The 13,660-nt window shown below is 61.4% G+C and carries 14 protein-coding genes and 1 other RNA gene; 4 read left to right on the forward strand and 11 right to left on the reverse strand.

The genetic code is table 11. The features are described 5' to 3' along the window. The 9 genes from mraY to rsmI all read right to left on the reverse strand — a co-directional run bounded on the left by mraY (position 1) and on the right by rsmI (position 9,001). Positions 1 to 1,080 carry a phospho-N-acetylmuramoyl-pentapeptide-transferase gene (gene mraY, locus ABD997_RS13855; RefSeq protein ID WP_345317705.1) on the reverse strand — a complete coding sequence of 360 codons (1,080 nt, stop codon included), beginning with the start codon at positions 1,078 to 1,080 and terminating at the stop codon, positions 1 to 3. Then, complete coding sequence (locus tag ABD997_RS13860; RefSeq protein ID WP_345317706.1) at positions 1,080 to 2,456, reverse strand: UDP-N-acetylmuramoyl-tripeptide--D-alanyl-D-alanine ligase; 1,377 nt, start codon at positions 2,454 to 2,456, stop codon at positions 1,080 to 1,082. The genes mraY and ABD997_RS13860 overlap by 1 nt, the downstream gene beginning before the upstream one ends. After that, complete coding sequence (gene murE / locus ABD997_RS13865; protein ID WP_345317707.1) at positions 2,456 to 3,973, reverse strand: UDP-N-acetylmuramoyl-L-alanyl-D-glutamate--2,6-diaminopimelate ligase; 1,518 nt, start codon at positions 3,971 to 3,973, stop codon at positions 2,456 to 2,458. The genes ABD997_RS13860 and murE overlap by 1 nt, the downstream gene beginning before the upstream one ends. Then, complete coding sequence (locus ABD997_RS13870; RefSeq protein WP_345317708.1) at positions 3,957 to 5,708, reverse strand: peptidoglycan D,D-transpeptidase FtsI family protein; 1,752 nt, start codon at positions 5,706 to 5,708, stop codon at positions 3,957 to 3,959. Before ABD997_RS13870 ends, murE begins: the two co-directional genes overlap by 17 nt. Beyond that, complete coding sequence (gene ftsL, locus ABD997_RS13875) at positions 5,705 to 6,013, reverse strand: cell division protein FtsL (RefSeq protein ID WP_345317709.1); 309 nt, start codon at positions 6,011 to 6,013, stop codon at positions 5,705 to 5,707. Before ftsL ends, ABD997_RS13870 begins: the two co-directional genes overlap by 4 nt. Before the next feature lie 4 nt (positions 6,014 to 6,017). Continuing rightward, positions 6,018 to 6,965 carry a 16S rRNA (cytosine(1402)-N(4))-methyltransferase RsmH gene (rsmH, locus tag ABD997_RS13880; protein WP_345317710.1) on the reverse strand — a complete coding sequence of 316 codons (948 nt, stop codon included), beginning with the start codon at positions 6,963 to 6,965 and terminating at the stop codon, positions 6,018 to 6,020. After that, the gene (mraZ, locus tag ABD997_RS13885; RefSeq protein ID WP_345317711.1) at positions 6,965 to 7,423 is read right to left on the reverse strand and encodes a division/cell wall cluster transcriptional repressor MraZ; all 459 of its coding nucleotides are present in this window, start codon (positions 7,421 to 7,423) and stop codon (positions 6,965 to 6,967) included. The genes rsmH and mraZ overlap by 1 nt, the downstream gene beginning before the upstream one ends. A gap of 225 nt (positions 7,424 to 7,648) precedes the next feature. Beyond that, an RNA gene (gene rnpB / locus ABD997_RS13890) (RNase P RNA component class A) lies at positions 7,649 to 8,050 on the reverse strand. 102 nt (positions 8,051 to 8,152) lie between these two features. Then, a complete protein-coding gene (rsmI, locus tag ABD997_RS13895; protein WP_345317712.1) occupies positions 8,153 to 9,001 on the reverse strand; it encodes a 16S rRNA (cytidine(1402)-2'-O)-methyltransferase in 849 nt (282 codons plus the stop codon). 101 nt (positions 9,002 to 9,102) lie between these two features. On the opposite strand from rsmI, the gene ABD997_RS13900 reads away from it, so the two are divergent. Genes ABD997_RS13900 through dolP form a run of 4 tightly spaced genes read left to right on the forward strand, consistent with a single transcriptional unit; the run spans position 9,103 to position 12,455 of the window. Then, complete coding sequence (locus tag ABD997_RS13900; RefSeq protein ID WP_345317713.1) at positions 9,103 to 10,947, forward strand: penicillin-binding protein activator; 1,845 nt, start codon at positions 9,103 to 9,105, stop codon at positions 10,945 to 10,947. Between the two features lie 3 nt (positions 10,948 to 10,950). Then, positions 10,951 to 11,283, forward strand: a complete 333-nt coding sequence (locus tag ABD997_RS13905) for a YraN family protein (RefSeq protein WP_345317714.1) — start codon at positions 10,951 to 10,953, stop codon at positions 11,281 to 11,283. Between the two features lie 15 nt (positions 11,284 to 11,298). After that, on the forward strand, positions 11,299 to 11,889 hold the full coding sequence (locus ABD997_RS13910) for a phosphoheptose isomerase (RefSeq protein ID WP_345317715.1): 591 nt from the start codon (positions 11,299 to 11,301) through the stop codon (positions 11,887 to 11,889). Further along, positions 11,889 to 12,455 (forward strand): division/outer membrane stress-associated lipid-binding lipoprotein, encoded by a 567-nt coding sequence (gene dolP / locus ABD997_RS13915; RefSeq protein ID WP_345317716.1) that lies wholly within the window; start codon positions 11,889 to 11,891, stop codon positions 12,453 to 12,455. The genes ABD997_RS13910 and dolP overlap by 1 nt, the downstream gene beginning before the upstream one ends. Positions 12,456 to 12,511: 56 nt before the next feature. Here dolP and ABD997_RS13920 read toward each other — a convergent pair whose 3' ends face one another. Continuing rightward, positions 12,512 to 12,955 carry a ClpXP protease specificity-enhancing factor gene (locus ABD997_RS13920; protein ID WP_345317717.1) on the reverse strand — a complete coding sequence of 148 codons (444 nt, stop codon included), beginning with the start codon at positions 12,953 to 12,955 and terminating at the stop codon, positions 12,512 to 12,514. Next, entirely contained in the window at positions 12,952 to 13,581 is a 630-nt protein-coding gene (gene sspA / locus ABD997_RS13925) for a stringent starvation protein SspA (RefSeq protein ID WP_345317718.1), read from the reverse strand. The genes ABD997_RS13920 and sspA overlap by 4 nt, the downstream gene beginning before the upstream one ends. Between the last annotated feature and the right edge of the window lie 79 nt (positions 13,582 to 13,660).

The raw sequence follows: 13,660 nt of genomic DNA on the forward strand, positions 1-13,660 counted from the left end.
TTAGCGCACCTTCAGGGTCGCCAGACCCAACAGCACCAGGCACAGGGAGATGATCCAGAAACGCACGATCACCCGCGGCTCCGGCCACCCCTTCAGTTCGAAGTGGTGATGGATAGGGGCCATGCGGAAGATCCGCTTACCCCGTGTTTTGAACGATCCCACCTGCAGAATCACCGAGAGCGTCTCCACCACGAAGATCCCACCCATGATCACCAGGAGGATCTCCTGCCGGGTCAGAACCGCCATCGCGCCGAGTCCGGCACCCAGGGCCAGGGAGCCCACGTCACCCATAAACACCTGGGCGGGGTAAGTGTTAAACCAGAGAAAGCCAAGCCCCGCCCCCACCATGGCGGTGGCCACAACGCCCATCTCGCCGGCACCGGGTAGATGCGGGATGTGCAGGTATTCGGAGAAATTGACGTTCCCGGAGAGGTAGGCCACCAGAGCAAAGGCCGCCGCCACCATCACCGTGGGAACGATGGCCAGGCCGTCCAGCCCATCGGTCAGGTTCACCGCATTGGAGCTGCCGACGATGGTGAAATAGGCCAGGGCAACAAACAGCAAGCCCAACTGAGGCATGACATCCTTGAAAAAGGGCACCACCAGAACGGTCTGGGCAGGGTCGGTAACACGGTAGAGCCAGACGGCCACCACCAGGGCAGCCAACGACTGCCAGAAGTATTTCCAGCGTGCGATCAGCCCTGCGGGGTCCTTTCGAATCACTTTGCGGTAATCATCGATGTAGCCGATGAGGCCAAAAGCCCCCAGCACAAAAAGCATCACCAGCACGTAGTGGTTGGTGAGATCGCCCCACAGTAGGGTCGAGACGAAGATCCCGGCGAGGATCATCACTCCGCCCATGGTGGGTGTACCCCGCTTCGAGAAATGGGATTCGGGACCGTCGTTACGCACCACCTGGCCGATCTGCATGTTCTGCAGGTATCGGATCATCCTAGGTCCGCTCCACAGGCAGAACAGTAGCGCCGTCAACAGGGCCATGATGACCCGGAAGGTCAGGTAGGAGACAACGTTAAACGCGCTGTAATACTGCGTTAGGTACTCGGCGAGATAAACCAGCATTATGTGCTTTCCCAAAATCGTTCACGCAGCGCGGACACTATCTGCTCCATGCGGGCACTGCGTGAACCTTTAATCAGAACGGTGAGCGGAGCATCGGTCTGCGACACCAAGGACTCCAGACGGGCAATCAGTTCCCCATGCCCAGAAAAATGTTCGGCACCGGCAAAGGTTTCGGTGGCGAAGGCGCTTAATGTACCCACTGTGAGTAAGTAATCAATCCCTTTCTCGGCAGCGTACTCCCCCACCAGCCGATGATGCGACTCAGCATCTTCCCCCAGTTCCCCCATGTCACCAAACACCAGCAAGGTCTGTCCCGCCTGCTCCGACAGCAGGTCCAGTGCTGCCTTGGTAGAAGCGAGATTCGCGTTGTAGCTGTCATCCACCACCGTCAAGGTGGCACTAAGGCGATAAAACTGGGTCCGGCCGGGCACCTGGGGCGTCGCCCGCAACCCTTCGGCGATAAGGTCCAGGCTGAGATCCGCCGCCGATGCCAGCGCTGCTGCGGCCAGGGCATTGTCCACCTGGTGGCGGCCGGGTACCGGCAGTTGCACCGGGACCGAGGCCTCGCCACGATGCAGCAGGAAGTGATAGCTCCCACTGAGGGGATCCCGGGTGACGTTATCGGCCCAGATATCCGCCACCTGACGACTGGAAAAGCGGATCACGTCACGCTCTGCCACCGTCGCCAGCACCTTTTCGCAATGATCATCATCCAGGTTAACCACCGCCTTGCCGTCGTCAGCCAGGTACTCAAAAATCTCACACTTCGCCTTGGCGACGCCCTCGATGCCCCCGAATCCCTCCAGGTGAGCCGGCTGGATGTTGTTGATCATCGCCACATCCGGCTGCACCAGTGAACTGGTGTAACGGATCTCACCCTGATGATTGGCCCCCATCTCGATCACCGCATACCGATGAGCGGGCGTCAGCTCAAGTAGAGTCAGAGGCACACCGATGGTGTTATTGAGATTACCCCGGGTAGCCAGGGTCTCACCGGCCAGGGCGAAGATGGATGCGGTCATCTCCTTCACCGAGGTTTTGCCCACGGAACCGGTGAGTGCCACGCAGTAGGGGTTCACCTGCTGACGCCAATAGGCCCCCAGCTGCCCCAGCGCCAGTAGGGTGTCCTGCACCCGCAGTTGGGGCAGGGTGCTCTCCACCGGGCGGCTCACCAGCAGGGCCGAAGCTCCGGCCTGCTCAGCCTGTGCGATGAAGTCATGGCCATCGAAGCGCTCCCCGACCAGGGCGACAAACAGGGCCCCCTCTCCGAGGGTTCGGGTATCGGTACTGACCCGTTCTATCTGGCATCTGGCCTTATCCGGCACCACTTGTGCGCCAACGACTTCAGCCAGTTGCGGCAACGAAACTCGCATCATCAGAACCTCTCCATCGATTTGCTGCCGTCCACCCCATCCGGAGCTTGCGCCAGGGAGCGGGCCAAAGCCCGCTCGTCGTAACTGAGCCGCTCACCGGCCAGCAGTTGGTAATCTTCGTGCCCCTTGCCAGCCAGCAGGATCAGGTCCTCAGGCCTCGCCTGCGTAAAGGCGAAACGCACCGCTTCGGCCCGCTCGGCGATGACTGTCGCCGCCCCTGGCCGCTTCAGCCCCGGCATCATGTCGGCAACGATATCTTCAAACCTTTCACTGCGGGGGTTATCCGCGGTGATCACCAGGCGATCGGCATAGTGCTCCGCACTCTGCGCCATGATGGGACGTTTGCCCCGGTCCCGCTCACCGCCGCAGCCGAACACGCACCACAACTGCCCCTCGCAGTGCTGCCGTAATGCCTGCAACGCTTGCTCAAGCGCGTCCGGGGTGTGGGCGTAATCTACCACCAGGCCAGGCCCGGTATCGGGGTGAAAGCACTCCATGCGCCCTGGCGCCGGGGCGAGTTTTGGCACCACCGCCAGCAGCTCCGCCAGCGGATAGCCCTGCAACAGAAGGGCACCGAGGGCCGCCAGCAGGTTGGCGAGATTGAACTTGCCCAGCAAGGGGCTGTGCAGTTCTCCCTGACCAAAACTGGAGTCGAGCCGGGCCCGAACGCCATCAGACTGGTAGCGGATATCACTCAGCTGCAGACGGTCACCCTCACAATGGGCGCCATCCACGCTGTAACCCAGCACCCTAAGTCGCCCCTGCAGTTCCGAGTACCAGCGGATACCGTACTCGTCATCGAGGTTGAGCACCGCCGCATTGAGGCTGCGCATCTCGAACAGGGCGCGCTTCGCCTCGGCGTAGCTTTGCATGTCGCCGTGGTAGTCGAGGTGATCCCGGCTCAGGTTGGTAAACACCCCCAAGGCAATGGGCAGCGCAGCCACCCGCTGCTGGCTCAAGCCATGGCTTGAGATCTCCATCGCCACCGTACCGGCGCCCTGCTTCGCCATGTCGGCGATGCTGCGGGCCACGGTGACGGCATCGGAAGTGGTGTTCACCGAGGGGCTCGTCGCGCCCCATAAGCCGTTCCCCACGGTTCCCATCACACCAGTGCGCTGGCCCAACGCAGTCAGTAACTGGGCGATCAACTGGGTCACCGTAGTCTTACCGTTGGTGCCGGTCACCCCGATCAGCCTGGGCAATCCGGCGTCCGGATAGGCGCGCAGCGCCAGGGCTGAGAGGCGAGCATTCAGTCCTTTGAGGCCGATGACGGGCACCGCTTGCCCCTCGGGCCCGATCCTGTCCGCAAGGCGGGCATCATGCTCCGCCTCGCACAGCACCGCGACCGCCCCCTGGGCCACGGCGCTATCGATAAAGCGGCGGCCATCCTGTTGATGGCCGACCACCGCACAAAAAAGGTCCCCCGGCGTCACGTCCCGGCTGTCCAATGCCAGATGATGAAACCGGATCCGGGTTTCTGCTGCGACCCAGAGGGCCAGGATCTCATCGAGTGACTTCATCGCCGCCCCCTCTACGTTCCACTGCCGCCAACCTTCCCGATGCCGGGTTCAGTTGCGGCTCAACATTCAATAATTGCAGCGCGCCAGCCATCACTTCGGCAAACACCGGAGCAGCGACGGTCCCGCCATAGTAACTGTCACCCTGAGGCTCATTGATCACCACCGCCATTGCCAGGCGAGGGTTATGGGCCGGCGCCAGGCCGCCGAAGAGCGTCACGTAATCTTCACCATACCCACCGGCGACCGCTTTTCGGCTGGTGCCGGTTTTGCCAGCCACACGGTAACCATCGATGGCGGCGCGACGGGCTGTTCCTCCGGGCTCCGTCACCCGGGTCAGCATATCCACGACTTGGTGAGCCACCTGTTCCGACAACACCCGTTCCCCCTCCGGCACCACCCGCTGCTTGAGGATGGAAGCGGGACGGGCGATGCCGCCGGCTCCCAGCACCGCGTAGATCCGAGCCAGCTGCAACGGTGTGGCGGTGAGGCCGTAGCCAAAGGAGAGGGTGGCTCGCTCATGTTCAGACCAGCGATGGCGCTTAGGCACATTTCCCGTCGCCTCGCCATCAAGATTGACCCCGCTGTAGGTCCCCAGACCGAAATCGGCATAGAAGGCGAGCAGCTCCTCCACATCCATCTGCAGGGCCAGCTTGGTCATGCCGATGTTGGAAGACTTGACCAGCAGGGTGCCCACATCTTGCTTACCGTGATTGCGCCCATCCCGCACCAGACCACCGCTGACCCGCATCCAACCGGGGCTGGTATCCAGGATGTCATCGTGCCGCACCAGTCCCTTTTCAAGGGCCGCCGCCACCACCAGGGGCTTCACCACGGAGCCTGGCTCATAGGCATCGGTCATGGCACGGTTACGCATCTGGTAGGGTTGAATGTCGCTGCGCTGGTTGGGGTTAAAGCTGGGTGTATTGGCCATAGCGAGGATTTCGCCGGTGGGCACATCAATGATCACCAGGGAGCCGGAGGTGGCCATATGCAGCGCCGTGGCCTTTTTCAACGCCTTGTAGGCCAGGGTCTGCAGGCGCATGTCGAGACTGAGCACCAGATCATTGGGGTGTTCCCCCTCCTCCAGAACCGACAGGGTCTCCACCACTTCGCCACGCCGAGCGCGACGGATCTGTGTCTTGGTGGGCGAACCGGTCAGCCAGTCATCGAAGTTGCGCTCCAGCCCCTCGATACCCCGATCATCGATATTGGTCAGCCCTATCAGCTGGCCGGTGATCTCTCCCGCCGGGTAGTATCGGCGGGACTCCGGCTTCAGGGCGATGCCGGGGATCTTGAGTTCGCGGATGTAATCCGCCACCGCCGGTGTCACCTGGCGCTTGAGATAGAGGAAACGGCCTCGATTGTCCCGTACCCGTCGGACCAAGGTGTCCGGGTCCAGCTCCAATACGTCTGCCAGTGCCCGCCAGCGCCGTAGATCAGAAAAGCCGTTGCCATCGCGCACCATCTTGGGGTCCGCAAAGGCCGCCATCACCGGAACGCTTACCGCCAGCATTTCACCGTGACGGTCAGTAATCATGCCCCGTTGCACCTCGCTGGTGGTGGTGCGCAGGGTACGCAGATCGCTCTCGTATCGCAGACGCTCCGGCTCGACCACCTGGATCCAGGCCGCGCGGGCGCCGATCCCACCGAACACGGTCAGGATCACCGCATATACCAGCTGCAAGCGCCAGCGAAACGGCGTCGGTTTGAGTTTCTGCTTGGCCTGACGACTCATGGCAACCTCACCACCACCTCTTTACCCGGGCTGGGTCGATGCATCTGCAGCTGTTTGCGCGCGACCGTATCGATACGGCTGTGCTCCGCCAGCGTCTGCTCCTCCAGCAGCAGATGGCGCCACTGCACATCCAGCAGATCCCGCTGCTGCAGCAACGTATTCCACTGCGCAGTCAGGCGCCGGGACTCCTGCGCCGACCACACGACCGCCAGCGCGCTAAGCAACACCAGCAACGCCAAAGCCAGCAGGCCCTTGTGGTGCCAGAGGTCGTCCAGGATCAGTCGGGCAAGATTCGGGGTTGCCATGGCGTTAGCGTTTCTCCGCCACCCGCAGCACGGAACTGCGGGCCCGGGTGTTATCCCCCACCTCACTGTCACTGGGTTTGAGCGCCTTGCCCACCAGTGTCAGCACCTTGGACTTGTCGAGCTCCGCCTGGGTCAGCGGTAGGCCTCGGGGCGCATCCGCCCCCTGGCTCTGTTTGCGCATGAAGCGCTTCACCAGGCGGTCTTCCAACGAATGGAAGCTGATCACCGACAGGCGACCGCCGGATGCCAGCACCGATACCGCCCCTTTGAGGGCAGATTCGATCTCCTCCAATTCACTGTTGATGTAGATGCGGATCGCCTGGAAGCTGCGGGTGGCCGGGTGCTTGCCCTGATCCCGCTTGTGCGCCGGCGTCATCGTCTCAATCAGTTTGGCCAGGTGACTGGTGCGCTCCATCGGCAGTCCCTCGGCCAGGTGCTCCTTGATCTTTCGGGCGATGGGTCGTGAAAACTTCTCCTCGCCGAAGGTTTTGAGTACCCAGGCAATGTCATTGGCCTCTGCCCGGGCCAACCACTGGGCTGCGGTCTCCCCCCGGCTATTATCCATCCTCATATCCAGGGGACCGTCACGCAGGAAGCTGAATCCCCGCTCGGCATCATCGAGCTGAGGAGAGGAGACCCCAAGATCCAGCAGTACGCCGTCGATCTTTCCAGTCAGCCCCAGCTGCTCAACGTATTCCGCCAGGCCAGAAAAGGGGCCATGGATGATGGAGAAGCGCGGATCCTCGCTGGCGAGGCGTTCCCCCACCGCGATCGCCTGGGGATCCCGGTCGATACCGATCAGGCGCCCTTGGGGCCCCAGTTGAGAGAGAATATGGCGCGAATGGCCGCCACGGCCAAAGGTGCCATCGATGTAGATCCCGTCCGGTTTCAGGTTGAGGCCGTTAACGGCCTCCTCCAGCAGAACGGTGATGTGTTTGTATGACTCTGTCATCAGAGAGAAAAGTCCTGTAACCGGGGATGATTGAGAATCTCTTCGGAGCCCACCGCCTGGTGGGACTCGGCGATCTGGCTCTGCCAAAGGGTATCAGACCAGATCTCGAACTTGTTGAGCTGCCCCACCAGCATCAGCGGTTTTTCCAGTTGGGCGTAGTCTCGCAGTGGTGCCGACAGCAACAGGCGGCCGGCCTTGTCGATCTCCACCTCGGTGGCATAGCCCAGCAGCAGGCGCTTGAAGGCACGCTCGGTAGGCAGTGTATCGGAGAGCTGCAGAAGCTTTTGTTCGACGCGCTCCCACTCAGGGAGGGGATAGAGCAGCAGGCAGGGGGAAGCCAGATCGACGGTGCACACCATCTGTCCATCACATTGCGCGCGCAACATCTCGCGATACCGGGTCGGTACCGTCAAGCGTCCTTTGTTGTCGAGCGCGATGGCATTGGCACCACGGAACATAAATTGCGTCTTCCCTGTCCTATTGATCCATTTTGATCCACATATATCCACTTTTTCCCACAACGATTCAGTGTATGGACAGGGTGCAAATATTGTCAAGCCAGCGGGCCCGCTACCGAAGCGGGTTCACGACGAATTTGCCATGCCAAAGATCGGCCGTAGAAGTGGGGTTCAGAGTTAAAAAACAAAGACCCGATCCTGGGATCGGGTCTTTGTCATCAATGAGGTTGGAGTTGGCCGATAAGCCGGGTTCTGTCTCCTCTTGCGAGGCGGCAATCATTCCTCTAGGCCTGGGATCGCTCCCAGGCTCAAGCAACCTACCCGCCCCCAACGCGGGCCACGCCAATGGGGGCCTATTTGGTCTTGCTCCGGGTGGAGTTTACCGTGCCACGAACCATTACTGGCCGCGCGGTGCGCTCTTACCGCACCCTTTCACCCTTACCTGTGCCCTCCGAAGAGGGCCATCGGCGGTCTACTCTCTGCTGCACTGGTCGTAGGCTTTCGCCCCCCAGGCGTTACCTGGCACCCTGCCCTATGGAGCCCGGACTTTCCTCCCCCTCGCCCGTCTGCTTTTAATCCGAAGATCTACCGGCACAACGACGAAGCAGCGATTGCCTGGCCAACTCCAAGGCCGCGGAGTATAACCGCTGTGGCGCCCCTGCTCCACCACCAAGGCATCATTTTGCGGCAACCACGGCGATTTTATTCCGTTCAGGTTTGAATAAGCCCCTACCAGCCGGCCTCCAGGCCATACTTGTAAAGCGCGTTCTTCTTAACGTTGTGGATCTGGGCGGCCAGGGCAGCCGCCTTCTTCAATGGCAGTTCCTGGCACAACAGCTCCGTAGTGCGCAGGGCATCACTGGGCAAGGCGTCCGCCGGAGCCCGGTAGGGCCCCACCATCATCACCATCTCCCCGCGGGTCCGGTTCTCATCCTCCTCCAACCACGCCTTGAGCTCCGCCGCCGGCGCCCCATGGATAGTTTCGAAGCTCTTGGTCAGCTCCCTGGCCAGTACCACCGGTCGCTCGGCGCCCATGGCAACAATGAGGTCCGCCAAGGTATCCAGGACCCGCCGTGGAGACTCGTAGAAGATCAGTGTCCTCGGCTCCTCGGCCAGGCTCTGCAGCCGCTCCTGCCGGGCCTTGCTCTTGGCCGGTAGAAAGCCCTCGAAAGCGAAGCGGTCCGAGGGAAGGCCAGCGGCGCACAGCGCCGTTGTCGCGGCACAGGCCCCGGGCAGGGGCACCACCTGGTGGCCCGCCTCGCGCACCTGGGTGACCAGGTGGTAGCCGGGATCAGAGATGAGTGGCGTACCCGCATCGGAGATTAAAGCCACACTCTCACCCGCATCGAGGCGATGGATGATACTGGCGGCACGCTGGCGCTCGTTGTGGTCATGCAACGCCATTGTCTTGGTACTTATCCCGAAATGGCTCAACAACTTGCCGCTATGGCGGGTATCTTCACAGCAGATCAGGGCCACGGACTCCAGAACCTCGAGGGCACGCTGGGTAATATCGCCAAGGTTGCCGATGGGGGTCGGAACGATATAAAGCACGGCAGAAACGGAATCGGCAGGCATAACACGGGGTACCTTCATAGTGGCGGGGAAGTGCGGCGATTGGTTTACGTCAACCGGGCGGTTAAACTATCCCACTTATTCTATCAGACGGGATTGAGCCGGTGAAAAGTCATTGTTTTAACTTGCTGTCGCACCCTGCGTGTCACGGTGGCCGCCGAGGTGTTATCGCCCTACTGCTGCTGACGCTGGGAGGGTGTGCCAGCGCTCCGGACTCACCACCACCGGCTCGAAAACCCAGCATTACCCTGGGCAGCGCCACCCAGTCCGCCGACGACTACCTGGCGCTGGCGGAAAGCAGCGAGGGGACGCAGCAGCTCAGCTACCTGCTTCTTGCCGCCCGGGACCAACTTCAGCAGGGCCAGCTCGGCGCCGCCAGTAATCTGCTCGACGCCATTGAAGCGCGGCTACCCCAGCAAGGGGCGCTGCAGGCGGAGTATCGATTGCTGCGGGCTCGCTTGGCACTGGAGAGCGGTGCCCGAGACAGCGTCATGAGCTGGCTAAACTGGCCAGCAGGTTGGGCGCTCTCCCCCGCTCAATGGCGCGACCGCTATGCCATTAGCATTCGCTACTCTCAGCAAAGTGGTGATCCCCTTGGGCAGGCACTGGGACATTATCAACTGGGCCGCTACCTGACCCCCGACCTGCTGTCACAGAACGACGACCGGATCTGGTCGCTGCTCTCCGGCCTGCCGGATGAGTCCCTGAAAGCGGCGATGGCCGCTACTCAGGAGGCGGAATGGCGAGCCTGGCTGGAGCTGGCCTGGCTGGCCCAGCATTACGGGGTACAACCGAACACCATGCTGTCCGAGCTGGCCCGGTGGCAATCCGCCCACCCCCGTCACCCCGCAGCGCGCAGACTGCCGGATGATCTGGAGCGGGCCCTCAATGTTCAGCCCTACCGCCCAAACACCGTGGCCGTGCTCCTTCCCTTGAGCGGCCAGTTTGCCAACCAGGCCAAAGCGATCCAGCAGGGGCTGCTGGCCAACCTGCTGGCACAACCTGAATCCCGCACCATGCGGTTTTATGACACGGAAACGATGCCGGTTGCCGATGCCTATCGTCTGGCTCTGGATGAAGGCGCCGAGTTCGTGATCGGGCCCCTGCTGCGCGGCAACGTCGATGCCTTACTGGAGGTATATGGGCAGGAGGTTCCCCTGTTGGCCCTCAACCAGGCCCCCAACGGCAACAGCGAGGAGCACCTGTTCTTCTTCTCGCTGGATCCGGAAACCGAGGCGCGTCAGGCCGCCGACCGGATGTGGCATGACGGCATCACCCACCCACTGATCCTGGCCTCGGGCAACACTACCGGGCAACGGATGGCGGAGCAGTTCCAGGCCCAGTGGCAGGCACACAGCGACGATCCGGTGGAGATCCACTATTTCCGCAATAACGACCAGATCCGTGGCACCGTGCAGTCCGCCCTCCACGTCGATGAAAGCGAGGCTCGCATCGCGAGTATCCGTAAGCTGTTTGGCAACACGACCCAGGCCGACTTCCGCTCCCGGCGGGACATTGATGGGCTGTACCTGGTCGCCAATGGGGATGAAGTTCGTCTGCTCAAGCCCTTCGTGGATGCCAATATCGCCGTATTTGCCGACCCCCTCGCCCTCTATGGCAGCAGCCGGGCCCATGGCGAGCTGGCCAACCAGCAGATCGCCGGTGAACTGGAGGGGCTGAGCCTCAGTGACATGCCCTGGTTGTTGAGCGACAATGCCCAACGCCAGCAGGCCGTCACCCTGTGGCCTGAGCGCTCGCTGGCGCTTCAACGCCTCTACGCGATGGGCTACGACAGTTGGGGCCTGATCGACCGCCTGGCCCAGATGCGGGTGTTCACCGGCTACCAGATGCGAGGTCTCTCCGGCCAGTTCACCGTCGACAGCAAGGGCCAGTTGCTGCGCCAGCTGAGCTGGGGCAAGTATCGCCGGGGCGCCCTCCAGGGAGAGTGACGGATGCGGACGCAGGGAGCTTGGGCGGAGCAACAGGCGTGTGACTTTCTGCAGTCTCACGGCGTTCGGTTGATCGACCGCAACGTCCATTGCCGGTTTGGTGAGATCGACCTCATCATGCAACAGGGCGAGCAGTTGCTGTTTATTGAGGTCAAGTATCGCCAGCGGCCGGGCTTCGGGGGTGCGGCCGCCTCGGTCACTGCCAGTAAACAGCGGAAGATACGACTGACCGCCCAGTGGTACCTGCAACAGAAAACCTGGGGAGAGCCCCCCTGCCGCTTCGATGTGGTCGCCATTGATGGCGAACAAATTAACTGGATTCAAGACGCGTTTTAAGAGGATCACGCCACTATGCTGGAGCGTATAAAAGAGACGTTTACCGAGAGTATTCAGACCAAGATCGATGCCTTGGAAGCGTTGCCGGAGTCACTGGAGAAGGCCTCCATGGCCATGGTTCAGTGCCTGCTGGGCGGCAATAAGATCCTGGCATGCGGCAACGGGGTCAGCGCCGGCGGTGCGCAGCAACTCTCCAGTGGCCTGCTTAACCGCTTTGAGATTGAGCGTCCCGGTCTACCGGCCATCGCTTTGAGCACCGACGCCTCTACCCTGACCGCCATCTCCAACGACTACCAATTTGATGAGGTGTTCTCCAAGCAGGTGCGCGCTCTCGGGCAACCTGGAGACATCCTGCTGGCGATCTCCACCAGTGGTAACTCGCAGAATGTCATTAAGGCGATGGAAGCGGCGGTAAACCGTGACATGACCATCATCGCGCTGACCGGTAAAGATGGCGGTGCTATGGCGGGTCTACTGAGCGAAAACGACGTGGAGGTTCGGGTACCGAGCAACCGGACCGCCCGGATCCAGGAGGTGCACATGCTGGCCATCCACTGCCTGTGCGATAACATCGATCAAACCCTATTCCCCCAGGAGGAATTCTGATGCATGGACGCTGGTTCGCAGCACTGCTGCTGGTGACACAATTGAGTGGCTGTGCCGGCCTTTTGATGGCCGGAGCCGTAGGAGGGGCGGTTGTCGCCAATGACCGTCGCACACTGGGCAGCCAGATCGATGACCACGCCCTGGAGGTGAAGATGGCCTCCGCCATCCGCGAGCACGATGACCTGGCGGATCAAACCCGGATCAGTGCCATCAGCATGAACCGACAGGTGCTGCTGGTAGGCCAGGTCCCCAACCGTATGCTGCATGACAAGGCGATCAAGGTCCTCAAAGAGCTCGATGAGGTGGAGGTTTTGCATGATCAACTGCGACGGGGCACCCCGATCGGCTTGGGGATCAGCAGTCAGGACAGTTGGATCACCACCAAGGTGAAATCTCGAATGTTCTCCGACGGGGAGCTGGATGCGATGCGAATCAAGGTGATCACCGAAAACGGAGAGGTCTTCCTGCTTGGCCTGGTCGACCAGGAAGAAGCCAACCAGGCCGTCGAGATCGCCCGCACCACCGCCGGTGTGCGTAAGGTCGTTAAGGTATTTGAGTACCGGTAACCGGGCTCCAGGCACAAAAAAGGCGCTCAAAGAGCGCCTTTTTTATATGGCCTTGCTTACTTCACCACCGTGAGGGTCGGGCGACCCGCCGGGCGCGGCGCGCTCGGCGTCACAGCCTCTGCTTCAGGCTGCCCCTCTGAGGCCGTCTCGAGTACCACCTCGGCTTGCTGCTCGTACGCCTCCTCCGGCGGGAAAGCGGTGCCGGCACCATTTTCCCGGGCGTAGATCGCCTCAACAGCGGCGAGGGGGATCTGCAGGGCGAACGGCTTACCGCCGAAGCGGGCATTGAACAGCACCGCCTCGTTACCCAGTTGCAGATTGCCAACAGCATGTGAGGCGATGTTGAGGACAATCTGGCCATCCTCGACGAACTGGGTCGGCACCTGAACACCGGGCAATTCGGCGTTGACCACCAGATGCGGCGTCAGATCGTTGTCTGCCATCCACTCATAGAAGGCGCGCAGCATGTAGGGGCGGGTTGGGCTGACTGCTTGGCTCATAAGCCGATACGCATCTCGCGTTCTGCTTCGGTGAGGGACGCCTTAAAGGAGTCACGTTCGAAGATCCGGGTCATGTAGGCCTTCACTTCGGCGCTGCCACGGCCGGACAACTCAATACCCAGCGAAGGCAGACGCCAGAACAGCGGCGCCAGGTAGCAGTCCACCAGGGTGAACTCTTCGCTCATGAAGTAGGGAGCCTCGGCAAAGATGGGGCCCAGGGCCAGAATACTCTCGGTCAGTTCCTTGCGCGCCGCGGTCGCCCCATCACCATTGGTGATGCGATCCGCCAGGGCATACCAGTCGTTTTTGATGCGGTGCATCATCAGACGGCTTTGACCACGGGAAACGGGGTAGACCGGCATCAACGGCGGGTGCGGGAAACGCTCGTCCAGGTACTCCATGATGATTCGGGCGTTATACAGAACCAGTTCACGGTCCACCAGTGTAGGTACACTGTTATAGGGGTTGAGCTCAGCCAGGTCTTGCGGCAGCTGGTTCGGATCGACCTGCATCACCTCGACCCCGACCCCTTTCTCGGCCAGAACGATTCGAACTTGGTGACTGTAAAGATCGCTGGCACCGGAGTACAGGGCCATGACAGAGCGTTTGTTGGCAGCGACAGCCATTGATACCCTCCGAGATATTCAGATAGCGGAAATCGCAAAGGGGGGCCATCGGCCCCCACATTTGCACAAGCAACAGATT

The sequence above is a fragment of the Ferrimonas gelatinilytica genome, assembly GCF_039544205.1.
Classification (GTDB): Bacteria; Pseudomonadota; Gammaproteobacteria; order Enterobacterales; family Shewanellaceae; genus Ferrimonas; species Ferrimonas gelatinilytica.